We start from the raw sequence: 24438 nt of genomic DNA on the forward strand, positions 1-24438 counted from the left end.
CCTCGTTAATCTCCTTTCAGGCAGCTCGCATACTGGTTCGCCAGTTGGCTGAGGAACTGTGAATAGCTCGCTTTGCTCAACTGGATAGAGGTTCCCAGTGGGTCAAGGGTGCCCATACGGACGGACGTTCCCCTTGCCACGGCTTCAACGACCGCTGGCCTGAACTGTGGCTCAGCAAAAACGCAGGTCGCTTTTTGCTCAACCAACTGTGTTCTGATTTCATGTAAACGCTGCGCACCAGGTTGAATTTCTGGATTCACGGTGAAGTGGCCAAGCGGCGTAAGACCGTAGTGTTTTTCGTAGTAGCCATAGGCATCATGAAAAACGAAATATCCCTTACCTTTCAATGGTGCGAGCTCGGTACCCACCTGCTTGTCGGTTGCGGCAAGTTGTGCCTCAAAATCCTTCAGGTTGGCGTCTAGTTTGGCTCGACTTTGCGGCATAAGTTCCACTAATTTTTCATGGATTGCAACCGCTGACAGCCGCGCTATTTCTGGTGAAAGCCAAAGGTGCATGTTGTAGTCACCGTGATGGTGATGCTCGTCACCTTTTTCCTCGGCACCGTGGCCATGATCGTGGTCGTGCTCGTCATCATCCGCCCCTTTCATGAGAAGCGGTTTCACACCTGCAAGGCCAGAGATGTTAACCTGTTTAGCGTCAGGCAACTGACTCGCTGACTTCTGCATGAAGGCTTCCATCTCCGGGCCAATCCATACAACTAAGTCCGCGTTTTGTAAACGTTTTACGTCCGAAGGGCGCAGGGGGTAGTCATGCTCTGACGCGCCATCAGGCAATAAAACCTGGGTTTCGGTGACGCCATCTGCGATAGCGGAAGCGATAAAACCGAGCGGTTTAAGCGAAGCGACAACGGCGGCGTTAACATCTTGTACTGCGGTACCCCAAAGGGCAGCGGATAATGCTGCGAAAAGAAGCGTATTTTTCTGTAACATAATGCGACTAATCATCGTAATGAACATGTGGAATGTGATATTATAACATTCGATGACTTCTGCAAGCATAAATTGATATGACGACTTTGGTTTCTCTCGAAAATATTTCGGTTTCATTTGGTCAGCGCCGCGTCCTCTCTGACGTTTCGCTGGATCTGAAGCCTGGCAAAATTCTGACGTTACTCGGCCCCAACGGCGCGGGTAAATCAACGCTGGTGCGGCTTGTACTCGGCCTGGTAGCACCCGATGCGGGCCTGATCAAGCGTGATCGGCAGCTACGTATTGGCTATGTCCCTCAGAAACTGCATCTGGACGCCACGCTGCCGCTGACGGTCAGCCGTTTCCTGCGTCTGCGTCCCGATACGCGTAAAGAGGATATTCTTCCGGCGCTCAAGCGGGTACAGGCCGGGCATCTTATCGACGCGCCCCTGCAAAAACTCTCCGGCGGCGAAACCCAGCGCGTGCTGCTGGCCCGCGCCCTGCTGAATAAGCCGCAGCTGCTGGTGCTCGACGAGCCGACTCAGGGCGTGGATGTCAACGGTCAGGTTGCCCTGTATGACCTCATCGATCAGCTACGTAAAGAGCTGGACTGCGCTGTGCTGATGGTGTCGCACGACCTGCATCTGGTCATGGCGAAAACGGACGAAGTGCTTTGTCTTAACCATCACATCTGCTGCTCCGGCACGCCGGAAGTGGTCTCCATGCATCCGGAGTTTATCTCGATGTTTGGTCCTCGCGGTGCCGAACAGCTGGGCATTTATCGCCACCATCACAACCACCGCCATGATTTGCAGGGACGCATTGTCCTTCGCCGGGGAAACGGTAACTCATGATTGAACTCTTACTGCCCGGCTGGCTGGCCGGGATGATGCTCGCCTGCGCGGCGGGTCCACTGGGCTCGTTTGTTGTCTGGCGCCGGATGTCCTACTTTGGCGATACGCTGGCGCACGCTTCCCTGCTGGGAGTGGCGTTTGGTTTGCTGCTGGATGTGAATCCATTCTACGCGGTGATTGTGGTTACGCTGCTGCTGGCCGCCGGCCTGGTCTGGCTGGAGAAGCGCCCGCACCTGGCGGTGGATACGCTGCTTGGGATCATGGCCCACAGCGCCCTGTCGCTGGGTCTGGTGGTGGTCAGCCTGATGTCCAATATCCGCGTGGATCTAATGGCCTATCTGTTTGGCGATCTGCTGGCGGTGACACCTGACGATCTGATCGCCATTGCCATCGGGGTGGTGATTGTCCTCGCAATCCTGCTGTGGCAGTGGCGTAACCTGCTGGCTATGACCATCAGCCCGGATTTAGCCTTTGTAGATGGCGTGAAGCTGCAGCGCGTGAAGCTGCTGCTGATGCTGGTCACCGCCCTGACCATTGGCGTGGCGATGAAGTTTGTCGGGGCGCTGATCATCACCTCACTGCTGATTATCCCAGCCGCCACCGCCCGTCGTTTTGCCCGTACCCCGGAGCAGATGGCCGGTGTAGCCGTGGGTGTAGGGATGATTGCCGTCACCGGCGGGCTCACCTTCTCGGCGTTTTACGACACCCCTGCCGGACCGTCGGTCGTGCTGTGCGCGGCAGTGCTGTTTATCTTCAGCATGATGAAGAAACCAGCCAGCTAAGGTCATTAATTGCCCGGTGGCGCTACGCTTACCGGGCCTACAGGATCGCGCTTTTGTAGGCCGGATAAGGCGCAGCCGCCATCCGGCAACTTCCGCCGAGGTTACGGCATCTCCGGCGGCGTAATGCCAAAGTGATCCCAGGCCCGCACCGTCGCCATGCGCCCGCGCGGCGTACGCTGCAAAAAGCCCTGCTGGATCAGATAGGGCTCCAGCACATCTTCAATGGTCTCACGCTCTTCGCCAATCGCCGCCGCCAGGTTATCCAGCCCGACCGGCCCGCCAAAGAATTTATCCAGCACCGCCAGCAGCAGCTTGCGATCCATATAGTCGAACCCTTCAGCATCGACGTTCAGCATATCCAGCGCCTGGGCGGCGATCTCATGCGAAATCGTGCCGTCGTGCTTCACCTCGGCAAAATCACGCACCCTGCGCAGCAGCCGGTTGGCGATACGTGGCGTACCGCGGGAACGCTTCGCCACTTCAAAGGCCCCCTCTTCGCTCATATCCAGCCCCATAAAGCGCGCGCTGCGGCTGACGATATGCTGGAGATCGGGCACCTGATAAAACTCAAGACGCTGCACAATGCCGAAACGATCGCGCAGCGGTGACGTTAACGACCCGGCGCGGGTGGTGGCGCCAATCAGCGTGAAAGGCGGCAGATCGATCTTAATCGAACGCGCAGCCGGACCTTCGCCAATCATGATATCCAGCTGGTAATCTTCCATCGCCGGATAGAGCACCTCTTCCACCACCGGTGACAGGCGGTGGATCTCATCGATAAACAGCACGTCGTGGGGTTCAAGGTTGGTCAGCATCGCCGCCAGATCCCCTGCCTTTTCCAGCACCGGGCCGGAGGTGGTGCGCAGGTTAACGCCCATCTCATTGGCGACGATATTTGCGAGGGTCGTTTTCCCGAGCCCCGGCGGGCCGAAAATCAACAGGTGATCGAGGGCATCGCCGCGAAGTTTCGCCGCCTGGATAAAGATCTCCATCTGCGAACGCACCTGTGGCTGGCCAATATACTCATCAAGCAGTTTCGGGCGGATCGCCCTGTCCACCAGATCTTCTGTCTGAACACTGCCTGCCGAGACCAGACGGTCTGCTTCAATCATCCTTTACCTCACAATGCGGCGCGCAGCGCTTCACGAATCAGGGTTTCACTGGTGGCGTCCGGTTTAGCCACTTTGCTAATCATCCGGCTCGCTTCCTGAGGTTTATAGCCCAGCGCCACCAGCGCGGCAACCGCTTCCTGTTCCGCATCGTCTGTTGCCGGGCCAGCCGGTGAGGTCAGCACCAGGTCGGCGGCAGGGGTAAACAGATCGCCATGCAGACCTTTAAAGCGATCTTTCATCTCGACAATCAGGCGCTCGGCCGTTTTCTTACCGATGCCAGGGAGCTTAACCAGAGCCGCGGGATCTTCACGCTCTACGGCGTTAACGAACTGCGGAGCCGACATCCCGGAGAGGATGGCCAGCGCCAGTTTTGGCCCCACGCCGTTGGTTTTAATCAGCTCTTTAAACAGGGTGCGCTCCTGCTTGTTGTTAAAGCCATACAGCAGCTGGGCATCTTCACGCACCACAAAGTGGGTAAAGACGATCGCTTCCTTGCCCGCGTCCGGCAATTCATAGAAACAGGTCATCGGCATATGGACTTCATAGCCCACGCCTCCGGTCTCAAGCAGCACTATCGGGGGTTGTTTTTCTAGAATGATGCCTCTGAGTCTGCCTATCACGTGACGCTCCTGCGTTAAGGGCTAAAAGTTACCGCTGCCATAATAAAAAAAGGCTGGATAAACATCCAGCCTGATTTTTACATTTAGCGCAATCGACCGCGCGCCAGATTGAGCCGCGATTCGCTCATCTGCACCGCATTCTGGCTGATGTGGCAATGGGTAATGGCGATCGCCAGGGCATCGGCAGCATCCGCCTGCGGATTGGCGGGCAGTTTAAGCAGGGTACGCACCATGTGCTGCACCTGGCTTTTTTCCGCACTGCCAATTCCCACCACGGTCTGCTTAACCTGCCGTGCGGCGTATTCAAACACCGGCAGATCCTGATTCACCGCCGCGACAATCGCCACGCCGCGCGCCTGGCCAAGCTTCAGCGCCGAGTCGGCGTTTTTCGCCATAAATACCTGTTCAATGGCGAAATAGTCCGGCTGGAACTGGGTGATGATCTCCGTCACGCCCGCATAGATCAGCTTCAGGCGCGACGGCAGATCGTCCACTTTGGTACGGATACAACCACTGCCCAGGTAGGTCAACTGTCGCCCGACCTGACGGATAACGCCATAACCGGTGATGCGTGAGCCCGGGTCAATACCGAGAATAATTGCCATCACGCCGCTCCGGTTATTGGTTTACGTTGGGCCATTACAGCGTAGCCGCAACCTCGTCGGAGATTTCACCGTTGTGGTAGACTTCCTGCACATCGTCGCAGTCTTCGAGCATATCGATCAGACGCAGCAGTTTTGGTGCGGTTTCCGCATCCATATCCGCTTTGGTGGACGGGATCATGGAGACTTCAGCCGCGTCGGCTTTCAGGCCAGCGGCTTCCAGTGCATCACGCACCGCGCCCATCTCTTCCCATGCGGTATAGACGTCAATCGCGCCGTCGTCATAGGTCACCACATCTTCAGCACCCGCTTCCAGCGCCGCTTCCATGATCACATCTTCGTCGCCTTTCTCGAAGGAGATGACGCCTTTTTTGCTGAACAGGTAGGCAACGGAACCGTCGGTACCCAGGTTGCCACCGGTTTTGCTGAAGGCATGACGCACTTCCGCCACGGTACGGTTACGGTTGTCGGACAGACACTCAACCATGACCGCCGTACCGCCAGGACCGTAACCTTCATAAATGATGGTTTCCATGTTCGCGTCTTCATCGCCGCCTACGCCACGGGCGATAGCACGGTTCAGGGTGTCACGGGTCATGTTGTTGCTCAGCGCTTTATCGATCGCTGCGCGCAGACGCGGGTTGGAACCGGCATCGCCGCCACCCAGACGGGCTGCGGTAACCAGCTCACGAATGATTTTGGTAAAGATCTTACCGCGTTTGGCATCCTGTGCCGCTTTGCGGTGTTTGGTGTTGGCCCACTTACTATGACCTGCCATAAAAATATCCTCAAAGAGCGCGCCCTTTCAGGCGGCGTTAATTACAAATTCTTCAATCGCCTGCCGGTTGCTCCACGACTTGGTTAACGCCGCGGCTTCGGTCGCATTAACCCAGCGGTAGGTCAAATGTTCGGTGAACACGATCTCCCGTTCGTGGGGAAGCGCAAGGCAGAACCAGGATTCTGTATTGCGTTCAGTCCCCGGCGCATAGCGATGACGTAAATGACTAAAAATTTCAAACTCCACCGTGCGCTGACAGTCCTTCAGGGTCAGTTGCTCGCGAGCAACGTCAATGGTGACCTCTTCCTTTACTTCGCGCGCGGCGGCCTGCAACGCGGTTTCTCCCTCCTCCAGGCTGCCGGTTACCGACTGCCAGAAGGCGGGATCGTCGCGTCGCTGCAACATCAGCACCCGCTTCGTGTCTTCTGCATAAATGATCACTAACACGGAAACGGGAAGCTTATATGCCATATCAGTTTTTCTCTTCCTTTTTCACCACTTCGATACCCAGCTCGCTTAAGGAGGCAGGGTTAGCAAAGCTTGGCGCTTCGGTCATCAGACAGGCCGCGGCGGTGGTTTTCGGGAAGGCGATAACATCACGAATGTTGTCGGTACCGGTCAGCAGCATGGTCAGACGATCCAGACCAAACGCCAGGCCCGCGTGCGGTGGAGTACCGTACTTCAGCGCGTCCAGCAGGAAGCCAAACTTCTCGCGCTGCTCTTGTTCGTTAATGCCCAGAATACCAAACACGGTCTGCTGCATTTCACCGCTGTGAATACGCACGGAACCGCCACCCACTTCGTAGCCGTTGATGACCATATCGTAGGCGTTCGCCACGGCCTCTTCCGGCGCCGCTTTCAGCTCTGCCGCGCTCATATCTTTCGGCGAGGTGAACGGGTGGTGCATAGCGGTCAGGCCGCCTTCGCCGTCGTCTTCAAACATTGGGAAGTCGATAACCCACAGCGGCGCCCATTTGGCTTCGTCGGTCAGGTTCAGATCTTTACCTAGCTTCAGACGCAGTGCGCCCAGCGCGTCGGCAACCACTTTCTTGTTGTCTGCGCCGAAGAAGATCATGTCGCCGTCCTGGGCTTCGGTGCGCGCCAGGATGGATTCGACGATCTCAGCATTCAGGAATTTCGCCACCGGGCTGGTGATGCCTTCGATGCCTTTCGCGCGCTCGGTGACTTTGATGTAAGCCAGGCCTTTCGCGCCATAAATCTTGATGAAGTTACCGTAGTCGTCAATCTGCTTACGGCTCAGGCTCGCACCGCCCGGTACGCGCAGGGCAGCCACGCGGCCTTTCGGATCGTTAGCCGGGCCAGAGAAGACCGCAAACTCAACGCCTTTCAGCAGGTCGGCAACGTCCACCAGCTCCATCGGGTTACGCAGGTCTGGCTTGTCGGAACCGTAGCGGCGCTCGGCTTCGGCGAAGGTCATGATCGGGAAGTCGCCCAGATCCACACCCTTCACGTCCAGCCACAGGCTGCGCACCAGCGCTTCCATCACTTCACGCACCTGCCCGGCGGTCATGAAGGAGGTTTCGACGTCTATCTGGGTAAATTCTGGCTGACGGTCAGCACGCAGATCTTCGTCACGGAAGCATTTGACGATCTGATAGTAGCGATCGAAACCGGACATCATCAGCAGCTGTTTGAACAGCTGAGGAGACTGCGGCAGCGCGTAGAATTTGCCTTTATGAACGCGGGATGGCACGAGGTAGTCGCGCGCGCCTTCCGGGGTCGCTTTGGTCAGCATCGGGGTTTCGATATCGAGGAAACCGTGATCGTCCATAAAGCGGCGCACCAGGCTGGTGATTTTTGCACGGGTTTTCAGGCGCTGGGCCATTTCCGGGCGACGCAGATCGAGGTAGCGGAATTTCAGACGCGCTTCTTCGGTATTGACGTGGTTGGAGTCCAGCGGCAGCGATTCTGAACGGTTGATGATGGTCAGATCGGTCGCCAGCACTTCGATTTCGCCGGTCGCCATGTCGCTGTTGATGTTTTTCTCGTCACGCGCACGCACGGTACCGGTCACCTGGATGCAGAACTCGTTACGCAGTTCAGCTGCCAGCTTTAACGCATCGGCGCGGTCTGGATCGAAAAACACCTGCACGATGCCTTCACGGTCGCGCATATCGATAAAGATAAGGCTGCCAAGATCACGACGACGGTTGACCCAACCACACAAGGTCACCTGCTGTCCGACGTGGGACTGACGCAGCTGCCCGCAATATTCTGTACGCATGAGATATCCCTTAACTTAGCCGCAGGCTACTATGTCGCAGCTTTTTGTATGTCAAACTGGATGAAAAAAGGCGGCTATTATACTGGAAATTCCGCCAGACGATAAGAGAGAAGCGCGCCATGCGCGCGTTTGCTGCTCGCATCTTGCATATTCTCACAAAATTTAACAAAAATATCAGACTTGGAACAGGCTGGCTCAGCGTAAGGTATTAGCATGGCTCACTATTTAACAGGAAAAACCATGTTCACACTCGACGCTGCCCGTACCGCCCTTGTGGTGATTGATTTACAGGAAGGGATCCTGCCCTTTGCCGGTGGCCCGCATACCGCTCAGGATGTGGTCAGCCGCAGTGCTCGTCTGGCGGAAAAATGCCGCACCAGCGGTTCGCCGGTGGTGATGGTCCGCGTGGGCTGGTCCGCTGATTTCGCCGAGGCGCTGAAGCAGCCGGTAGATGCACAAGCCCCTGCCCATGCTCTGCCGGAAAACTGGTGGGACTACCCGCTGTCACTGGGTAAGCAAGAGAGCGATATCGAAGTGACCAAGCGCCAGTGGGGCGCGTTTTACGGCACCGATCTTGAGTTACAGCTGCGTCGTCGCGGCATCGATACGATCGTTCTGTGTGGGATCGCCACCAATATTGGCGTCGAATCCACCGCCCGTAACGCCTGGGAGCTGGGCTTTAACCTGGTGATCGCCGAAGATGCCTGCAGCGCAGCTTCGGCCGAGCAGCATCTCGGCAGTATGACCAATATCTTCCCGCGTATTGGCCGGGTACGCAGCACCGAAGAGATTATCAACGCACTATGATCTATCTGGGGTTACCCCAATGGTCGCACCCGAAATGGGTGCGGCTGGGCATAACGGGTCTTGAAGAGTACGCCCGCCACTTTAATTGCGTGGAAGGTAACACCACGCTCTATGCCCTGCCTAAACCTGAAGTGGTGGCGCGCTGGCGGGAGCAGACCGACGACGACTTTCGCTTCTGCTTTAAATTCCCGGCTACCATCTCCCATCAGGCTGCGCTGCGTAACTGTGACGATTTAACCGCAGAATTTTTTACCCGCCTGGCGCCGCTGGCCAACCGTATTGGCCAGTACTGGGTGCAGCTCCCCGCCACCTTTGGCCCACGCGATCTGCCCGCGCTATGGCAGTTTCTCGATGCCCTGCCCCGGGAGTTCACTTATGGCGTTGAGGTTCGTCATCCTGAATTCTTCATGAAAGGCGAGGCGGAGAAAGCGCTTAACCGCGGTCTGCATGAGCGCGGCGTCAATCGCACCGTTCTCGACAGCCGCCCGGTCCACGCCGCCGTGCCGCATAACGAGGCCATCATCGACGCCCAGCGTAAAAAACCGAAGGTGCCGGTACATGCGGTGATGACCGCCAGCAATCCGATGGTGCGTTTTATCGGTAGCGACAACATGCCGCAAAACCAGGCGCTGTTTGCTGTCTGGTTACAGACTCTGGCGAAGTGGGAACAGACCGCCACGCCATATCTTTTTTTGCATACCCCTGATATCGCCCAGGCGCCACAACTGGTCGATGCTCTCTGGCACGCCTTGCAGGCCGTGGCACCGTCCATCGGCGACGCCCCCGCAATTCCGCAGCAATCTTCTCTTTTCTGAGCTCACCCCCTATCATAGAAGTGCCATCTGCCAAAAAACAGGGAGTTTGTATGGTTTGCGCGCTGTATGCGGTACTGGGTGCGTTGCTGTTAATCAAGTTTTCGTTCGATATTGCGCGCCTGCGGATGTTGTACCGCGTCTCTTATGGCGACGGAGGTTTCTCTGAGTTGCAAACCGCAATCCGCATTCATGGCAATGCGGTGGAATATCTCCCGGCGGCACTGATCTTGCTGTTATTTATGGAAATGAATGGCGCAGAGACCTGGATGGTGCACGTCTGCGGCCTGCTGCTGATCCTTGGGCGCCTGATGCACTACTATGGTCTCCATCAGCGTCTGTTCCGCTGGCGCCGCTCCGGCATGAGCGCGACCTGGTGTTCGCTTGTGCTAATGGTGCTGGCTAACCTGTGGTATATGCCCTGGGAGTTGGTTTTCTCCCTGCATTAGCGCACAATACGCCCCTTTATTTATCCCGGATTTTTACGTTATGTCAGATCGCGACACGCTTTTTTCTGCGCCTATCGCCAGTCTGGGCGACTGGACCTTTGATGAACGGGTGGCTGAAGTCTTCCCGGATATGATCCAGCGCTCGGTCCCCGGCTACTCTAATATCATCTCCATGATCGGCATGCTGGCGGAACGTTTTGTTCAGCCGGACACGCAGGTCTACGATCTGGGATGTTCGCTGGGCGCAGCCACGCTGTCGGTTCGTCGTAATATTAAGCACGACGGTTGCAAAATTATCGCCGTCGACAACTCACCGGCCATGGTTGAACGCTGCCGGCGCCATATTGACGCCTGGAAAGCCCCGACGCCGGTAGAAGTGGTCGAAGGCGATATCCGCCATATCGAGATTAAAAACGCCTCGATGGTGGTGCTGAATTTTACCCTGCAATTCCTGGTGCCCGAAGACCGTCAGCTGTTGCTGGACAAAATTTATCAGGGGCTGAACCCTGGCGGCGCCCTGGTGCTGTCGGAAAAATTCAGTTTCGAAGATGCCACCGTCGGCGAACTGCTGTTCAACATGCACCACGATTTCAAACGTGCCAACGGCTACAGCGAGCTGGAGATCAGCCAGAAGCGCAGCATGCTGGAAAATGTGATGCTGACCGATTCGGTTGAAACCCACAAAGCCCGTCTGCACAAGGCGGGTTTCCCGCACAGCGAGCTGTGGTTCCAGTGCTTCAACTTTGGCTCCCTGGTAGCGCTGAAAGGCGGTAACGCATGATTGATTTCGGTAACTTTTATCAGCTGATTGCCAAAAACCACCTCTCCCACTGGCTGGAAACCCTGCCCGCGCAGATTGCCGCCTGGCAGCGTGAATCCCTGCACGGCCAGTTTAAGCAGTGGAAAAATGCGGTGGAATTTCTGCCAGAGATGACGCCCTATAAGCTCGACCTGCTGCACAGCGTTACCGCCGAGAGCGAACAGCCGCTGAGCGAAGGCCAGATGCTGCGTCTCGAAAACCTGATGCGCAACCTGATGCCGTGGCGCAAAGGGCCGTTTTCTCTCTACGGCATGCAGATCGATACCGAATGGCGTTCAGACTGGAAGTGGGAGCGCGTGCTGCCGCACCTCTCTGATTTAACCGGACGCACCATTCTGGATGTCGGCTGCGGCAGCGGCTATCACATGTGGCGTATGATTGGCGCAGGCGCCCATCTGGCGGTAGGCATCGATCCGACCCAGCTGTTCCTCTGCCAGTTCGAAGCGGTGCGCAAACTGCTTGGCAACGACCAGCGCGCGCACCTGCTGCCGCTGGGGATTGAGCAACTCCCGGCGCTGGCCGCGTTCGACACTGTCTTCTCGATGGGCGTGCTCTACCATCGCCGCTCCCCGCTGGAACACCTCTGGCAGCTGAAAGATCAGCTGGTCAACGGCGGTGAGCTGGTGCTGGAGACGCTGGTGGTAGAAGGGGATGAGAACACCGTGCTGGTGCCAGGGGATCGCTATGCCCAGATGCGTAACGTCTACTTTATTCCGTCGGCGCTGGCGCTGAAAAACTGGCTGGCGAAGTGCGGTTTTGTCGATATCCGCATCGCGGATGTCTGCACTACCACTACCGACGAACAGCGCCGCACCGAGTGGATGACCACCGAATCTCTGGCCGAGTTCCTCGATCCGAATGACAGCAGCAAAACGATTGAGGGTTATCCGGCTCCGGTTCGCGCAGTATTGATTGCTACCAAGCCGTAATTTATGCCGGGTGGCGGCTGCGCCTTACCCGGCCTACAAAAACGGTGCCGTGTCGCCGGAAAATGCATAAAAAAAGACCCCTGTTGAAATTGCAGGGGCCTGGTACAAACAAGCATCATATTGGGCGACATGATGCGCGGTAAAAACTGTTTTAGCGACAATAGCGTGCAATTATCGCCTTCATCTCTGCAACCGACTCTCCCTCGACGCCGTAGCGGGAATATTCATCCGCGTCGGCATCCGTCGACATCGACAAGCCTGTGTTGCGATAGCGCATGGGTGACGGTAGCCACTTCCCTGCCGAGCTGTGCAACTCTTCCACCCCTGCCCGTAAAAACGTCTCCAGATTGGCGGCGCGAACGCCAGCACCCGCCATTATTATTGGAACACCTGATTGGGCTTTTAGTTCCTTAATTAATGAAATACCTTTTTCGGCGGAGGCGTGTTGACCCGAAGTCAGCACGCGCGCAACCCCCAGTTCCGCGACATTTTCAAAGGCTTGCCGCGGATTTAAACACATATCGAAGGCGCGATGAAAAGTTACCGCCATTCCCTTCGCAGCAGCCATAATCTGGCGCATGCGCGGCATATCGATATGACCATCTTCATTCAGCAGGCCGATGACCAGCCCCGGGAAACCCAGCGCCTTAACGAGGGCGATATCCTCCAGCATGGCGTTAAATTCGCCGCTGCTGTAGCAAAAGTCCCCGCCGCGGGGTCGAATAATCGGGTGAACCGGAATGCTCACCGCCTGACGCACCGATTTCAGCACCCCATAAGAGGGAGTCAGCCCGCCCTCTTTCGGAGCGGCACAGAGTTCAATACGATCGGCCCCATGCGCCTGGGCGGTCACGGCGCACGCCATGCTGTAACAACAGATCTCCAGCAATGCCACGAAATCTCCTTATAACCTGTTGGGTTTTGCATCATGCCATGCCGCTTTCCCCGCGACACGGCGTTACCTCACAACTCTTTCGCTTTATTGTTCGCTGGCGACAATCTCTTCGATTGTCCAGGGGTGAAACTTCACCGTCACGCTGCCGTCGGTAACCGCCAGGGTCGGATTTGGCAGTCGCTCGCGCTCCCCTTTTGGCGAGCTGGTTTTCACAAAAATGCCAGGCTGGCTTAAGCCCTTATCAGAGAGCAGCGCCAGGGCGCGGGCATTCAGGGTATCCGGGTCGCCGGGGAGGACGATCTCAATATGCTCCCAGCCTTCGTGGGGGTAGCGTTTTTCACCCGGCCACGGCAGTTCAACCACCGTAAAGCGCCAGTGGGCGACGCAGACGGGTTCATGCAGCTTAAAGAGACAGATAGGACGGCCATTGATGATGTTCTCCGAGAGCAGTTCGCCGCACTGCTCAAACCCTCGCCGCCAGCGCTCCGCCGTGGCATTCTGATGGCAGCGCAGGGAGATGTGGTCCGCCGCGAGCGGAGCGATATCCAGACCCAGGCGAGCGGAAAGCGCCGCAAAGGCGTCAGTGAAACGCGGTAAATCGGCTGCAATATCCTGCAGGTCGTCAATAGATTGCCAGTTCGCCATCATCAGTACTCTTATCGTCATGCAAAAGCGTTAATTTACTCTGTTGCTGGCCTGCGACCAACCGCTGTTTTGAGCCAGTGCTGACGGCAACGGGCAATTGCAGTATACTCCCGGCCTAAATTCGTTAACGGGCGCGGCAACGTGATGCGCGCGTCAAAAATGTAAGGTATCCCGGTGAATATTCAGGCTCTTCTCTCAGAAAAAGTCAGTCAGGCACTGATTGCTGCAGGCGCACCTGCAGACTGTGAACCGCAGGTTCGTCAGTCCGCGAAAGTACAGTTTGGCGACTATCAGGCTAATGGCGTGATGGCCGTAGCGAAAAAACTGGGCATGGCGCCACGACAACTCGCAGAGCAGGTTCTGTCCCATCTGGATCTCAGCGGTATTGCCAGCAAAACCGAAATCGCCGGACCGGGCTTTATCAACATTTTCCTCGATCCTGCCTTCCTTGCGCAGAACGTCGATGCCGCGTTGCAGTCCGATCGTCTGGGTGTGGCGCAGCCGCAGCCTCAGACCATCGTCGTTGATTACTCTGCCCCGAACGTGGCGAAAGAGATGCACGTCGGCCATCTGCGCTCCACCATCATCGGTGATGCCGCGGTACGCACCCTGGAGTTCCTCGGCCACAACGTAATCCGCGCGAACCACGTCGGCGACTGGGGCACCCAGTTCGGGATGCTGATCGCCTGGCTGGAAAAGCAGCAGCAGGAAAATGCCGGTGAAATGGCCCTGGCGGACCTCGAAGGCTTCTACCGCGATGCGAAAAAGCACTACGACGAAGATGAAGCCTTTGCCGAGCGCGCCCGTAGCTACGTAGTGAAACTGCAGGGTGGCGATGCGTACTTCCTTGAGATGTGGCGCAAGCTGGTGGACATCACCATGTCCCAGAACCAGATCACCTATGACCGCCTGAACGTCACCCTGACCCGTAAGGACGTGATGGGTGAAAGCCTTTATAACCCAATGCTGGCCGGTATCGTGGCCGATCTGAAGGCCAAAGGCCTGGCGGTCGAAAGCGAAGGCGCGACGGTGGTGTTCCTTGATGAGTACAAAAACAAGGAAGGCGAACCGATGGGCGTCATCATCCAGAAAAAGGATGGCGGCTTCCTCTACACCACCACCGATATCGCCTGCGCGAAATACCGCTACGAAACCCTGCATGCGGATCGCGTCCTCTATTACATCGACTCCCGACAGCACCAGCACCTGATGCAGGCATGGACCATCGTGCGTAAAGCGGGCTATGTACCGGACTCCGTACCGCTGGAGCACCACATGTTCGGCATGATGCTGGGTAAAGACGGCAAGCCGTTTAAAACCCGTGCGGGCGGCACCGTGAAGCTGGCGGATCTGCTGGACGAGGCGCTGGAGCGTGCCCGTCGTCTGGTAGCGGAGAAAAACCCGGATATGCCTGCCGATGAGCTGGAAAAACTGGCCAACGCCGTCGGCATCGGTGCAGTGAAATACGCGGATCTCTCCAAGAACCGGACCACCGACTACGTTTTCGACTGGGATAACATGCTGGCGTTCGAAGGTAACACCGCGCCGTACATGCAGTATGCCTACACTCGCGTGCTGTCTGTCTTCCGTAAGGCTGACATCGATGAAAGCGTACTGGCCCGGACGCAGGTGACCATCACCGAAGATCGTGAAGCGCAGCTGGCGGCGCGTCTGCTGCAGTTCGAAGAGACGCTCTCCGTGGTCGCCCGCGACGGCACCCCGCACGTGATGTGTGCCTACCTGTACGATCTGGCGGGCCTGTTCTCCGGCTTCTACGAGCACTGCCCTATCCTCTCTGCCGAGAGCGAAGCGGTGCGCAACAGTCGCCTGAAGCTGGCGCAGCTGACGGCGAAGACCCTGAAGCTGGGTCTGGATACCCTGGGTATCGAAACCGTCGAGCGTATGTAACATCGGTGCCTGGTTAACGCCTGATGGCGCTTCAACCGGTTATCGCAATAACACAAAACCCGGCGCAAGCCGGGTTTTGTGTTTGTAGCCCCGGTAAGCGTAGCGCCACCGGGGAGTGCAGTGGTCAAAAATACTTGCGCAGATACTCCGTCAGACAGAGGATTGCCATCGCCTGACCATACGGCATTGAGGTCAACGGGATCTGACGATAGAACGCCAGATCGCTGCCCATGCCGGTACCGAACGAGGTTTGCAGCAGTTCCCCTTCCGGGGAGATGTTCTTCACGATCCCGCGAATGGCTCTCTCCGCCACCTCCGCATATTCGGCTCCCACATAGCGCTTGCGTACCGCTTTCAGGATCCCGTAGCTGAACCCGGCGGTGGCTGAGGCCTCAAGATAGGAGTTGGGATCGTCGAGCAGCGTATGCCACAGGCCGCTCTCATCCTGACACTTCGCCAGGGCAGCAATCTGCGCGTTCAGCACCTGCACCAGATAGCGGCGCACGGCGTTATTTTCTGGCAGATCCACCAGCTCAAGGAAATCAGGAATAACGATCGTCAGCCAGCTGTTGCCGCGCGCCCAGCGGGCGTTGGCAAAGTTGTGGTGGCCATCGTAGTTCCAGCCGTGGAACCAGAGCCCGGTCTCCCGATCCATCAGGTTCTGCACGTGCAGCAGGAACTGATAGACCGCCTCCTCAACATAGTCGGGTTTATTGAGCAGTTTACCAATCTTCGCCAGCGGCAGGACGGTCATCATCAGGGTGTCGTCCCACATCTGCTGGTAGTTCTCCTCCGCCAGGGTGATGTGCTGCATACCGCCGTGATCGGTGCGCGGCATCTCGTTCATCGCCCACTCCGCCCAGCTCTCCAGCCACGGTAGCCAGGCCGGGTTGCGCGTCTCTTCATAGCGATATGCGAGGGTCAAAAACGGCGACATGGTGTTGACGTTTTTGGTGGTGGCCCCTTCGGCAAAACGCTCGGCAAACCAGCTGTCGATGATATCGCGCATCGCTTCATCCCCGGTCTGGCAGTAATACTGCCAGATACCGTAGAGACCAACGCCGTGGGTCCACTCCCAGCCCGCCCAGCCTTTGGTGTCGATTACCCGCCCGTCGTCCAGCCGCAGTAAAAACTCGCCGGTTTTATCGTGAATGTTCACCAGGTTATGCGTCACGTTTTGGATCAGCGTTTTCAGTTCATCTCTGGCGATAAAACGCTCTGGCTGACGCAGTAACGGGCTATGTTTGACAGGCCAAACCTTCATAATCTTAACCTCTGTTGTATGTCGAATTCAGTGGAGCACGTTCTTTCAGGGACGGTGCAGCGGGTTTATTGCGGTTCAGATAGCCGATGTTGTTGTTTCCCCACAGGCAGTCGTAAGGCATACCGGCCAGCATCTCAACCGTGGTGCGGGCCTGCGGCGTGGCGGCCTCCGGCATCGCGCGGCCAGATTCACGCATTTTGGCCGTCTCTTCACGCAGCGTATTGTGCGTCTGTAAATTCAGCTTAAAGCGCAGCGACACCAGGAAGCCGCAGGTCAGCACCAGGATAGTGCCCACGCTCAGGATCATCAGAATGGTGTGGCTTACCCCTTCCGGCTGCACCTTCTGGCCGCTGACAAAGCCAGACATCTGCATGACGATACCCACCAGCATGATGGCTCCCGCCTGGGACGCTTTACGGGTCAGAGTCATGATCCCGGCGAAGATCCCTTCGCGGCGCTGGCCGGTGATGACTTCATCCACATCAGCGATATAGGTGTAGGTGTTCCACGGCACATAGTTGATCCCACCGCGACCCAGACCCGCCAGGGCAGAGACCAGCAGCAGCAGCGCGTAGATGTCGCTCATACCGGCGTAATACAAACCGGCATAGGAGAGCGACGCCAGACCAAACAGCACCACCACCATGCGGTACGACGGTGCCGGTCCAAAGCGGATGCAGAGCGGGATCATCGCGATAACGGCCAGGAACTGGAAGATAGCCATGGTGCCCAGCAGATTCGAGGCCATAGAAGCTTCCTGCATCAGCACAAAGACCACGTAGTAGGTAAAGACGGCGTTGAACACATCCTGGGCGATGTAGCCCCCAAGGTACATCCCCAGGTGCTGGCGGAAGATTTTGATCCGCAGGGTAGAGCTCAGCTCAACGAACAGACGGTTCAGGCTCTGGCCGAGGGTCAGTTTTTTCTTCTCCTCTTCGGCGCGCAGCGCGGCTTCGCTCCACTCTTCACGCGGACGTTCCCAGGTGAAGAACCAGACGAAGGTCAGCATCAGGGCGCACAGCACCGAGAAGACCAGGCTGGCATAGAAGAAGGAGATGGCGTTGTCTTTACCGAAGTGGGTTAACAGAATACCCGGCAGGAACGAGGCCAGAATCGCCGACATCTGCGCCATAGAGATACGCGCGCCGGAGAACTTGGTTTTCTGTTTGAAATCGTCGGTCATCTCCGGCACCAGCGTTTCGTATGGGACCAGGATCATGGTGTAGACGATATCGAAGATCAGATAGGTCAGCAGGTAGTACCAGAAGCCCATATCGCCGACCCACATCAGCGAGTAGCTGAAGACGCAGGGGATGCCGAGCAGAATAAAGAACTTGCGGCGGCCAAAGCGTTTGCCAAGCCAGGTGGTGCCAAAGTTATCGGTCAGGAAGCCCATCAGCGGACTGACGACGGCATCCAGAACCCTTGCCGCCGCAAAGATGAAGGTAGCCTCAATCGGCGTGAGGCCACAGAAGGTGGTGTAGAAATATAATAGCCAGGCAGCGGTCAGCGCTGTGGTCCCTGCCCCGAGAAAATCACCCGATCCGTAAGCAAGATAGTTCGCGAGTCCAATTTTACGTGTTTTCATTACCGTCGACCCTGTAAGTTTTAGATGACTCCCGGTTAACGCGACGCCAACGGGAGTGACTAGACGGTTACAGTAAGAGTATCGCTTACGGGATACCTTTCTGTTTCTGCCACCGCCAGGCGGCAACTGGCAAAAATGCAAAGAGAATTACTACGCGTGTCACTGTTTTATAAAACAGCGTTTCTTTTGCTTCAAAAGGAGGGGTCAGTTTTGCGAGCCAGTCATCAGAATAGCCTGATAACTGGCGAAAAAGCGATCACTAAACGGTCTGTTCAGAGGGTTGTGTTGGTAAGCAGCAAAGCCAGAGAATATAGATAGCCGGTAATACATTTAGCGTAATCGTGATGAACGCCGTCACCTGCTCTGCAGAGTGATTATCTACCGGGATAAGCATAACCTGATGAATACCCGTCAGAATGAGCGGCAGGATCAGCAGAATGAAGAGCAGCGCCCCGCCAAACCACCACCCCGATTTTCCTGCGTCGTGCATTCGGCGGATACCCAGTGAGACGACTGGTACGAGCAAGATTACCGGGGCAAGCGCCCTGAGCGGAAGCCAGACAAACCAGGCCCACACCAGTATCATTCCCCCGCGACCGGTACGATCGGCAATCAATGCTATGAGAAAGCAATAACTCAGTGCGGCAATAAAGAGAACAATCGCTATATTAATGACGATAAATAACCAGAACTCTCTTCTTGTCGCTCGCCCCTTATAAACTAACGCCTTTTCCCAGCCGTCGAAATAACAATCCTTAATACTTTTATGCATACCTTCATCCTTTTAAAAGAATATCCCTGAGTGATTAAGCATTATTTATTTAATTTTCCTGAGATGATTACCGAACTGACCTTTAGCGCCTCTGAAATCAGCAATAAAAATAATGCCACCGCGACGTTCCCCGGAGTAATCCATTTCATAATCCAGGGTAAAAAGGTGAGAGACGGCACAACCACCAGCAGGCGCAAAGGGGTCTGCGCAGCTACCAGGTAGCCGACCTTATTCCATGCGGTAAGGAGAAACAGGGCAGAAAACCCAATGGACAGGGTTGTTATCATTGACAAAACAAAGAGAATAAGGAGCCAGTAGCTGCCACCCTGTTCTGAATAAAGCGCGCTAAAATTGATAATATCATCAACGAAAGGAATACGCCCCTGGGTACTACTCTTCCAGACATAGGTTGCCAGATATAAAACATCCATAACCCCCCAAAAGATGCATACTTGCTGAAAGCTCAATTTCATACCTGCTCCCTTTTGCATTATTGCGTTCCATCATTGATATGTATATTACATTATCTCAGCGCGTAGAGTATATTCTCCGGATGTTGACTTCCAGAGCTATTCTCTTAATGAAAAGAGTGAGGGAAAAATTAACAGGGCAAGAAGAGCAGGAAAAATAACGAAGCCTGCGGAATGACACCCCCATTCCGTTCGGGCGAACGGAATGGAGTCAGAGGGTTAGCGGTAGTTCACAATCACTTCGTTACGCTGGACCTTCAGGGCCGGGATGAGGCGACCACCGCCGGGGACTTCCCAGATAAAGCGCAGCGGCTCGACGGCGGGCACGTTGTTGAACGCATGGGTCGTGCCGCTGGCCCCATCCAGTTCGGTACAGCGCGTCTGGGAACAGAGCCGCACCCGCAGCCCGGCGGGGGTCGGGCCATTCAGCTCATAGCGCCAGGCCACCAGAGTCATCAGGCCCGATACCGGCTGCTGCGCCGACAGTGGGCGTGACGAAGCCGCCACGCCACGGTGGGCAAGGGTCAGGCCGATACTGCTGGCCTGCCATGCCCCCTCCCCTGCGGCCTGCGCCATCAGCGGCAGGGCCAGTAACCAGAGTAATTTACGCATTACTGGCCTCCGATGGTGGCGGTCATGCGGATATGGCGGTTGTCCGACAGTTCCATATTCGACAGCACGACCAGCTGCGACAGGCTGCGGCGCAGGAAGCGCGAGAGCAGCGGACGCAGGGCGTGATTCACCAGCAGCACCGGTGGCGCCCCCAGCATCTCCTGACGCTGCAACGCCTCCTGGGTTTGCGCCAGCAGACGATCCGCCAGCCCCGGCTCCAGCCCGCCGCCGCCCTGCAACGCCTGCAGCAGCAGACGCTCAAGCGGCGTGTCGAGTCCAATGACCTGCACCTCGCCGGTACCCGGGAACCACTGCTGAGTGATGGCGCGGCCTAACGCCACGCGCACCACCGCCGTCAGCTCGTGCGGATCGTTCTGCAGCGGTGCATGCTCGGCCAGAGTCTCCAGAATGGTGCGCATATCGCGGATCGGCACTTTCTCGTCGAGCAGATTTTGCAGCACCTTGTGCAGCGTGGTCAGGGTCAGGACACCCGGCACCAGATCTTCGGTGAGCTTCGGCATCTCCTGAGTGACGCGATCCAGCAGCTGCTGCGCCTCCTGGCGGCCGAACAGCTCTGCGGAGAACTGACCAATCAGGTGGTTAAGATGAGTTGCCACGACGGTACTGGCTTCCACCACGGTATAGCCCTGGATCTGCGCCTGCTCTTTCAGGGCACTTTCGATCCAGATGGCGGCCAGGCCAAAGGCCGGATCGATAGTTTGTTCACCCGGCAGCGTACCCGCCGCGGTGCCAGGGTTAATGGCCAGCCAGCGCCCCGGATAGGCATCTCCGCTGCCGATCTCCACCCCTTTCATCAGAATGCGATAGCGCGCAGGAGGCAGATCCATGTTGTCGCGGATATGCACCACCGGCGGCAGGAAGCCCATGTCCTGGGCGAATTTTTTACGAATACTGCGGATACGTCCCAGCAGTTCACCATCCTGCTGGAAATCGACCATCGGGATCAGGCGGTAGCCCACTTCCATGCCCAGCGAATCTTCCAGCTGGACGTCGTTCCAGGTGGCTTCCACCGCCTGGGTGTTTTCCGGCATTTTCACCGGAGCAGGCTCACTCTTCGGTTTGGCTTCGCGTCCGCGTAGCCACCAGGCCAGCCCCAGCAGTGCGGCGGTGAACAGCAGGAAGACGAAGTTCGGCATTCCCGGCACCATGCCCAGCAGGCCAAGTACCGCGGCAGAGAGCATCAGCACGTTCGGGTTGTTGAACAGCTGCCCGACCATCTGCTCGCCGACGTCCTGATCGGTGGCGACGCGGGTTACGATCACACCGGCTGCGGTGGAGATCACCAGCGCCGGGATCTGGGCGACCAGACCGTCACCAATGGTCAGCAGCGTGTAGCTCTCTGCTGCCTGGCCCATAGCCATTCCGTGTTGCAGCACGCCCACCAGCAGGCCGCCGATCACGTTGATCACCATGATCAGAATACCGGCAATGGCATCGCCGCGAACGAACTTACTCGCACCATCCATCGAGCCGTAGAAGTCCGCTTCCTGGGTCACTTCGGCACGGCGTTTTTTCGCTTCATCTTCGCCAATCAGACCGGCGTTAAGATCGGCGTCAATTGCCATCTGTTTACCCGGCATCCCGTCCAGGACGAAACGCGCGCCAACTTCTGCGATACGCCCCGCACCTTTGGTGATAACCATGAAGTTGATGATCACGAGGATGATAAACACCACGATCCCGATGGCGAAGTTGCCGCCGACCAGGAAGTGGCCAAAGGCCTCAACCACCTTACCTGCCGCCGCGCCGCCGGTATGCCCTTCCATCAGAATGATACGGGTGGAGGCGACGTTCAGCGCCAGACGCAGCAGCGTGGTGAAGAGCAGGATGGTCGGAAACGCGGCGAACTCCAGGGTGCGCTGGGTGAACATCGCCACCAGCAGCACCATAATGGAGAGCGCAATGTTGAAAGTGAAAAGCAGGTCGAGGATGAATGCCGGCAGCGGCAACACCATCATCGACAGGATTAGCAGGATGAGGATCGGCCCGGCAAGGATCTGCCATTGAGTCGATTTCAGGTTGCCGGGGAGGCGCAACATTGCCACCAGATTAGCCATCAGAGTCCTTCTCGTTCATAAAATCCAGCGCGGCAGGCACCGGGAGATTCTCAGGTTTGACAGGCCGTTGACCACCGGCAAGACGCCAGCGTTTCAACTGCCATACCCACGCCAGCACTTCCGCGACTGCGGCATAGAGCTGGCCCGGGATCTGTTGTCCTATTTCCGCATGCCGGTAGAGCGCACGCGCCAGTGGCGGCGCTTCCAGCATCGGGATACGGTTTTCATTACCAATTTCGCGGATGCGCAGCGCGATAAGCCCCGCCCCTTTCGCCACCACTTTAGGCGCGCTCATTTTGTTTTCGTCATATTGCAGCGCAACGGAGTAGTGGGTTGGGTTGGTAACAATCACATCCGCTTTCGGTACATCTTCCATCATCCGGCGACGTGCGGCGGCACGCTGCATCTGGCGAATACGCCCTTTGACGTGCGGGTCACCTTCCATCTGCTTATGTTCATCCCGGATGTCCTGGCGGGACATGCGCAGTTTTTTAATGTGGCTGTAGATCTGGAAGAAGACGTCAAATCCGACCATCGGGATAATCGAGAGCACCACCAGCAGCGAACAGAGCCCCACCAGATTGAGCGCGTTGCGCATGGCGGTGAACGGCGACTCGCTGATCAGGCGCATCATCTCCGGCCAGTTATGCCAGATAAAAAATCCCGCCACGCTGCCCATCAGCGTCGCTTTCATCAACGCCTTTAGCAGTTCGGCGGCGGTCTGCGCGGAGAACATTCTCGCGATACCAGGCAAGGGGTTCAGCTTGGAGAATTTAAACTGCAGCGATTTCCCGCTGAACACCAGCCCGCCCAGCATCACCGGCGATACGATAGCCACCAGCACTACGCCGGTGATTAACGGCAGCAGCGCGACCATCGCGCTTTTGATCAGCAAGATAATCTGGCTGAGGATCAGGTTAGGGTCGTTGACCATGCTGTGATCGAAGCGCAACCCGGCCGAGAGCATGCCGGCCAGTCTGCGGGCAAGGGACTCCCCGCCTATCCAGATAATGCACACGCCAACCAATAAAATCAGCAGCGAGGTGAGTTCTCGGGATCGGGGTATTTGCCCGTCCTCACGCGCTTTTTCAAGTCGGTGGGGTGTGGGGGCTTCTGTTTTGTCGTCGCTTTCTTCTGCCACGGCAAGCATCTCGCAGGTAGAGGTCTGGACGATATGATGCCAAAGCCGCGCCTGACCAATGCGTTAATTAGGGGCGTGAAAAGGGCTGATTTAGGGCTTTCGCCTGTGACAGGGAAAATGGAAGAACAAAACGCCACCTTTACAGGTAGCGTTTTTGCCTGGCGGCGCTTCGCTTGCACAGGCCTACCGGAACCGCGCAATATGATGATATTGCAGGTTTTGTAGGCCGGGTAAGCGCAGCGCCACCCGGCAATTCCAGCAAAACGCAGGCTATCAGAACCCTAAGCTGTCCAGCAGGTCGTCCACCTGGTCCTGGCTTGCCACGACACCGGCTTTGGTGGTGTCGAGCTGGGGGCCATTCAGCAGGCTTTCGTTTTCGCGTTGTGGACGTGCGGAAGGTTCCGGCATGTTCTCCAGCAGCACCATTAACAGCTGACGCTCAATCTCCTGGATCACGTCCATCATGCGCTTGATCACCTGACCCGTAAGGTCCTGGAAATCCTGCGCCATCATGATGTCCAGCAGCTGGGCATTAGTGAAGCTGGTATGGTCCGGCACCGCTTTCAGGTAGTGACGAGTATCGGTCACCAGTTCGCGGGCGTCGGAGAGTTCGATCGGATTTTCGAACCATTCGTCCCAGCGTTTGGTCAGCGCTTTTGCGCCCTTTTCCATCTCGTCCTGATGCGGCTGTGACGCTTCAACACTGTTCAGCGCACGCTCTGCCGCCTGGGCAGTCATCTGTACAACATAATCCAGACGGTCGCGGGCATCGGGAATCGCTTCCGCCGCTTCCGCAATCGCCTGATCCAGGCCCAGCTCACGCAGGCTGTCGCGCAACATACGCGTCAGGCTGCCGATGCGGGCAATTATGTCGCCGGGTGAATGCTCATCCGTAGGTTTAATCGAAGGCTGCATCATCTCCCGTACCTCACATGCCGAGTTTCTCGAAGATCTTACCGAGTTTTTCTTCCAGGGTTGCCGCGGTGAATGGCTTCACCACATATCCGCTTGCGCCAGCCTGTGCCGCAGCAATGATGTTCTCTTTCTTCGCTTCAGCCGTCACCATCAACACAGGCATAGAGGCCATCGCGGCATTCGCACGAATGGTTTTCAGCAGTTCCAGACCATCCATGTTCGGCATGTTCCAGTCGGAAATAACAAAACCAAAGCCGCCGGCATTCAGTTTGTTCAGCGCATCAACGCCGTCTTCTGCTTCTTCTACGTTATTAAAACCCAGCTCTTTAAGCAGGTTGCGCACGATGCGACGCATGGTGGAAAAGTCATCCACAACCAAAAACTTGAGCTCTTTGTCCGCCATAAAACTAC

Annotated in this window: 26 protein-coding genes; 8 read left to right on the plus strand and 18 right to left on the minus strand. The window is 56.8% G+C overall.

Annotated elements, in window-relative coordinates; translation table 11 throughout:
* Window positions 1-5 precede the first annotated feature (5 nt).
* On the minus strand, window positions 6-950 hold the full coding sequence (gene znuA, locus C2U54_RS18960; RefSeq protein ID WP_139156374.1) for a zinc ABC transporter substrate-binding protein ZnuA: 945 nt from the start codon (window positions 948-950) through the stop codon (window positions 6-8).
* A 77-nt stretch (window positions 951-1027) separates the two neighbouring features.
* Between znuA and znuC the strand changes: the two genes are divergently transcribed.
* Entirely contained in the window at window positions 1028-1783 is a 756-nt protein-coding gene (gene znuC, locus C2U54_RS18965; RefSeq protein ID WP_103180060.1) for a zinc ABC transporter ATP-binding protein ZnuC, read from the plus strand.
* On the plus strand, window positions 1780-2565 hold the full coding sequence (gene znuB, locus C2U54_RS18970) for a zinc ABC transporter permease subunit ZnuB (protein WP_103180061.1): 786 nt from the start codon (window positions 1780-1782) through the stop codon (window positions 2563-2565). The genes znuC and znuB overlap by 4 nt, the downstream gene beginning before the upstream one ends.
* A gap of 101 nt (window positions 2566-2666) precedes the next feature.
* On the opposite strand, the gene ruvB is transcribed toward znuB, so the two are convergent.
* From ruvB to aspS, 6 genes are all read right to left on the minus strand, one after another.
* A complete protein-coding gene (gene ruvB, locus C2U54_RS18975) occupies window positions 2667-3677 on the minus strand; it encodes a Holliday junction branch migration DNA helicase RuvB (RefSeq protein WP_103180062.1) in 1011 nt (336 codons plus the stop codon).
* A gap of 8 nt (window positions 3678-3685) precedes the next feature.
* On the minus strand, window positions 3686-4297 hold the full coding sequence (gene ruvA / locus C2U54_RS18980; protein WP_103180063.1) for a Holliday junction branch migration protein RuvA: 612 nt from the start codon (window positions 4295-4297) through the stop codon (window positions 3686-3688).
* Between the two features lie 83 nt (window positions 4298-4380).
* A complete protein-coding gene (ruvC, locus tag C2U54_RS18985; RefSeq protein WP_103180064.1) occupies window positions 4381-4902 on the minus strand; it encodes a crossover junction endodeoxyribonuclease RuvC in 522 nt (173 codons plus the stop codon).
* Between the two features lie 34 nt (window positions 4903-4936).
* Window positions 4937-5677, minus strand: coding sequence for a YebC/PmpR family DNA-binding transcriptional regulator (locus C2U54_RS18990; protein ID WP_103180065.1), 741 nt, complete (start codon window positions 5675-5677; stop codon window positions 4937-4939).
* 27 nt (window positions 5678-5704) lie between these two features.
* Window positions 5705-6148 carry a dihydroneopterin triphosphate diphosphatase gene (gene nudB, locus C2U54_RS18995; protein ID WP_103180066.1) on the minus strand — a complete coding sequence of 148 codons (444 nt, stop codon included), beginning with the start codon at window positions 6146-6148 and terminating at the stop codon, window positions 5705-5707.
* A gap of 1 nt (window position 6149) precedes the next feature.
* Entirely contained in the window at window positions 6150-7922 is a 1773-nt protein-coding gene (gene aspS / locus C2U54_RS19000; protein WP_103180067.1) for an aspartate--tRNA ligase, read from the minus strand.
* A 240-nt stretch (window positions 7923-8162) separates the two neighbouring features.
* Here aspS and C2U54_RS19005 point away from each other — a divergent pair, with 240 nt between their 5' ends.
* Genes C2U54_RS19005 through cmoB form a run of 5 tightly spaced genes read left to right on the plus strand, consistent with a single transcriptional unit; the run spans window position 8163 to window position 11739 of the window.
* Window positions 8163-8729 carry a hydrolase gene (locus tag C2U54_RS19005; RefSeq protein ID WP_103180068.1) on the plus strand — a complete coding sequence of 189 codons (567 nt, stop codon included), beginning with the start codon at window positions 8163-8165 and terminating at the stop codon, window positions 8727-8729.
* Window positions 8726-9544 (plus strand): DUF72 domain-containing protein, encoded by an 819-nt coding sequence (locus tag C2U54_RS19010; RefSeq protein WP_103180069.1) that lies wholly within the window; start codon window positions 8726-8728, stop codon window positions 9542-9544. Before C2U54_RS19005 ends, C2U54_RS19010 begins: the two co-directional genes overlap by 4 nt.
* Before the next feature lie 50 nt (window positions 9545-9594).
* Window positions 9595-9990 (plus strand): MAPEG family protein, encoded by a 396-nt coding sequence (locus C2U54_RS19015; RefSeq protein ID WP_103180070.1) that lies wholly within the window; start codon window positions 9595-9597, stop codon window positions 9988-9990.
* 40 nt (window positions 9991-10030) lie between these two features.
* The gene (gene cmoA, locus C2U54_RS19020; protein WP_103180071.1) at window positions 10031-10771 is read left to right on the plus strand and encodes a carboxy-S-adenosyl-L-methionine synthase CmoA; all 741 of its coding nucleotides are present in this window, start codon (window positions 10031-10033) and stop codon (window positions 10769-10771) included.
* Window positions 10768-11739, plus strand: a complete 972-nt coding sequence (gene cmoB / locus C2U54_RS19025; protein WP_103180072.1) for a tRNA 5-methoxyuridine(34)/uridine 5-oxyacetic acid(34) synthase CmoB — start codon at window positions 10768-10770, stop codon at window positions 11737-11739. Before cmoA ends, cmoB begins: the two co-directional genes overlap by 4 nt.
* Window positions 11740-11890: 151 nt before the next feature.
* Here the strand turns inward: cmoB and cutC are convergent, their stop codons facing one another.
* Together cutC and C2U54_RS19035 are read right to left on the minus strand one after the other, a co-directional pair.
* A complete protein-coding gene (gene cutC / locus C2U54_RS19030) occupies window positions 11891-12634 on the minus strand; it encodes a copper homeostasis protein CutC (protein WP_103180073.1) in 744 nt (247 codons plus the stop codon).
* 84 nt (window positions 12635-12718) lie between these two features.
* Window positions 12719-13279, minus strand: coding sequence for a VOC family protein (locus C2U54_RS19035; RefSeq protein WP_103180074.1), 561 nt, complete (start codon window positions 13277-13279; stop codon window positions 12719-12721).
* Between the two features lie 174 nt (window positions 13280-13453).
* Between C2U54_RS19035 and argS the strand changes: the two genes are divergently transcribed.
* On the plus strand, window positions 13454-15187 hold the full coding sequence (gene argS, locus C2U54_RS19040; RefSeq protein WP_103180075.1) for an arginine--tRNA ligase: 1734 nt from the start codon (window positions 13454-13456) through the stop codon (window positions 15185-15187).
* 124 nt (window positions 15188-15311) lie between these two features.
* On the opposite strand, the gene bglB is transcribed toward argS, so the two are convergent.
* The 9 genes from bglB to cheY all read right to left on the minus strand — a co-directional run bounded on the left by bglB (window position 15312) and on the right by cheY (window position 24430).
* On the minus strand, window positions 15312-16451 hold the full coding sequence (bglB, locus tag C2U54_RS19045; RefSeq protein ID WP_103180076.1) for a beta-galactosidase BglB: 1140 nt from the start codon (window positions 16449-16451) through the stop codon (window positions 15312-15314).
* 4 nt (window positions 16452-16455) lie between these two features.
* A complete protein-coding gene (locus C2U54_RS19050; RefSeq protein WP_103180077.1) occupies window positions 16456-18039 on the minus strand; it encodes an MFS transporter in 1584 nt (527 codons plus the stop codon).
* Between the two features lie 259 nt (window positions 18040-18298).
* Window positions 18299-18811 carry a DUF805 domain-containing protein gene (locus C2U54_RS19055; protein ID WP_103180078.1) on the minus strand — a complete coding sequence of 171 codons (513 nt, stop codon included), beginning with the start codon at window positions 18809-18811 and terminating at the stop codon, window positions 18299-18301.
* A 41-nt stretch (window positions 18812-18852) separates the two neighbouring features.
* The gene (locus C2U54_RS19060; RefSeq protein WP_103180079.1) at window positions 18853-19302 is read right to left on the minus strand and encodes a hypothetical protein; all 450 of its coding nucleotides are present in this window, start codon (window positions 19300-19302) and stop codon (window positions 18853-18855) included.
* A 198-nt stretch (window positions 19303-19500) separates the two neighbouring features.
* Entirely contained in the window at window positions 19501-19893 is a 393-nt protein-coding gene (gene flhE, locus C2U54_RS19065) for a flagellar protein FlhE (protein ID WP_103180080.1), read from the minus strand.
* Complete coding sequence (gene flhA, locus C2U54_RS19070) at window positions 19893-21971, minus strand: flagellar biosynthesis protein FlhA (RefSeq protein WP_103180081.1); 2079 nt, start codon at window positions 21969-21971, stop codon at window positions 19893-19895. The genes flhE and flhA overlap by 1 nt, the downstream gene beginning before the upstream one ends.
* Complete coding sequence (gene flhB / locus C2U54_RS19075; protein WP_103181105.1) at window positions 21964-23112, minus strand: flagellar biosynthesis protein FlhB; 1149 nt, start codon at window positions 23110-23112, stop codon at window positions 21964-21966. Before flhB ends, flhA begins: the two co-directional genes overlap by 8 nt.
* 273 nt (window positions 23113-23385) lie before the next feature.
* Window positions 23386-24030 (minus strand): protein phosphatase CheZ, encoded by a 645-nt coding sequence (gene cheZ, locus C2U54_RS19080; RefSeq protein ID WP_103180082.1) that lies wholly within the window; start codon window positions 24028-24030, stop codon window positions 23386-23388.
* Window positions 24031-24040: 10 nt separating this feature from the next.
* Window positions 24041-24430 carry a chemotaxis response regulator CheY gene (gene cheY / locus C2U54_RS19085; RefSeq protein WP_032611971.1) on the minus strand — a complete coding sequence of 130 codons (390 nt, stop codon included), beginning with the start codon at window positions 24428-24430 and terminating at the stop codon, window positions 24041-24043.
* Between the last annotated feature and the right edge of the window lie 8 nt (window positions 24431-24438).

It is taken from the genome of Leclercia sp. LSNIH1 (genome assembly GCF_002902985.1).
GTDB lineage: Bacteria > Pseudomonadota > Gammaproteobacteria > Enterobacterales > Enterobacteriaceae > Enterobacter.

Excerpts from the sequence above, each read along its gene's own strand:
- ruvC (WP_103180064.1), bottom strand. The coding sequence starts at position 4,902 with ATGGCAATTATTCTCGGTATTGACCCGGGCTCACGCATCACCGGTTAT.
- cheZ (WP_103180082.1), bottom strand. The coding sequence starts at position 24,030 with ATGATGCAGCCTTCGATTAAACCTACGGATGAGCATTCACCCGGCGAC.
- aspS (WP_103180067.1), bottom strand. The coding sequence starts at position 7,922 with ATGCGTACAGAATATTGCGGGCAGCTGCGTCAGTCCCACGTCGGACAG.
- C2U54_RS18990 (WP_103180065.1), bottom strand. The coding sequence starts at position 5,677 with ATGGCAGGTCATAGTAAGTGGGCCAACACCAAACACCGCAAAGCGGCA.
- cheY (WP_032611971.1), bottom strand. The coding sequence starts at position 24,430 with ATGGCGGACAAAGAGCTCAAGTTTTTGGTTGTGGATGACTTTTCCACC.
- znuA (WP_139156374.1), bottom strand. The coding sequence starts at position 950 with ATGTTACAGAAAAATACGCTTCTTTTCGCAGCATTATCCGCTGCCCTT.
- C2U54_RS19010 (WP_103180069.1), top strand. The coding sequence starts at position 8,726 with ATGATCTATCTGGGGTTACCCCAATGGTCGCACCCGAAATGGGTGCGG.
- flhE (WP_103180080.1), bottom strand. The coding sequence starts at position 19,893 with ATGCGTAAATTACTCTGGTTACTGGCCCTGCCGCTGATGGCGCAGGCC.
- C2U54_RS19005 (WP_103180068.1), top strand. The coding sequence starts at position 8,163 with ATGTTCACACTCGACGCTGCCCGTACCGCCCTTGTGGTGATTGATTTA.
- znuB (WP_103180061.1), top strand. The coding sequence starts at position 1,780 with ATGATTGAACTCTTACTGCCCGGCTGGCTGGCCGGGATGATGCTCGCC.
- nudB (WP_103180066.1), bottom strand. The coding sequence starts at position 6,148 with ATGGCATATAAGCTTCCCGTTTCCGTGTTAGTGATCATTTATGCAGAA.
- flhA (WP_103180081.1), bottom strand. The coding sequence starts at position 21,971 with ATGGCTAATCTGGTGGCAATGTTGCGCCTCCCCGGCAACCTGAAATCG.
- cmoA (WP_103180071.1), top strand. The coding sequence starts at position 10,031 with ATGTCAGATCGCGACACGCTTTTTTCTGCGCCTATCGCCAGTCTGGGC.
- C2U54_RS19050 (WP_103180077.1), bottom strand. The coding sequence starts at position 18,039 with ATGAAAACACGTAAAATTGGACTCGCGAACTATCTTGCTTACGGATCG.
- bglB (WP_103180076.1), bottom strand. The coding sequence starts at position 16,451 with ATGAAGGTTTGGCCTGTCAAACATAGCCCGTTACTGCGTCAGCCAGAG.
- C2U54_RS19015 (WP_103180070.1), top strand. The coding sequence starts at position 9,595 with ATGGTTTGCGCGCTGTATGCGGTACTGGGTGCGTTGCTGTTAATCAAG.
- C2U54_RS19055 (WP_103180078.1), bottom strand. The coding sequence starts at position 18,811 with ATGCATAAAAGTATTAAGGATTGTTATTTCGACGGCTGGGAAAAGGCG.
- C2U54_RS19035 (WP_103180074.1), bottom strand. The coding sequence starts at position 13,279 with ATGGCGAACTGGCAATCTATTGACGACCTGCAGGATATTGCAGCCGAT.
- cmoB (WP_103180072.1), top strand. The coding sequence starts at position 10,768 with ATGATTGATTTCGGTAACTTTTATCAGCTGATTGCCAAAAACCACCTC.
- C2U54_RS19060 (WP_103180079.1), bottom strand. The coding sequence starts at position 19,302 with ATGCAAAAGGGAGCAGGTATGAAATTGAGCTTTCAGCAAGTATGCATC.
- ruvB (WP_103180062.1), bottom strand. The coding sequence starts at position 3,677 with ATGATTGAAGCAGACCGTCTGGTCTCGGCAGGCAGTGTTCAGACAGAA.
- znuC (WP_103180060.1), top strand. The coding sequence starts at position 1,028 with ATGACGACTTTGGTTTCTCTCGAAAATATTTCGGTTTCATTTGGTCAG.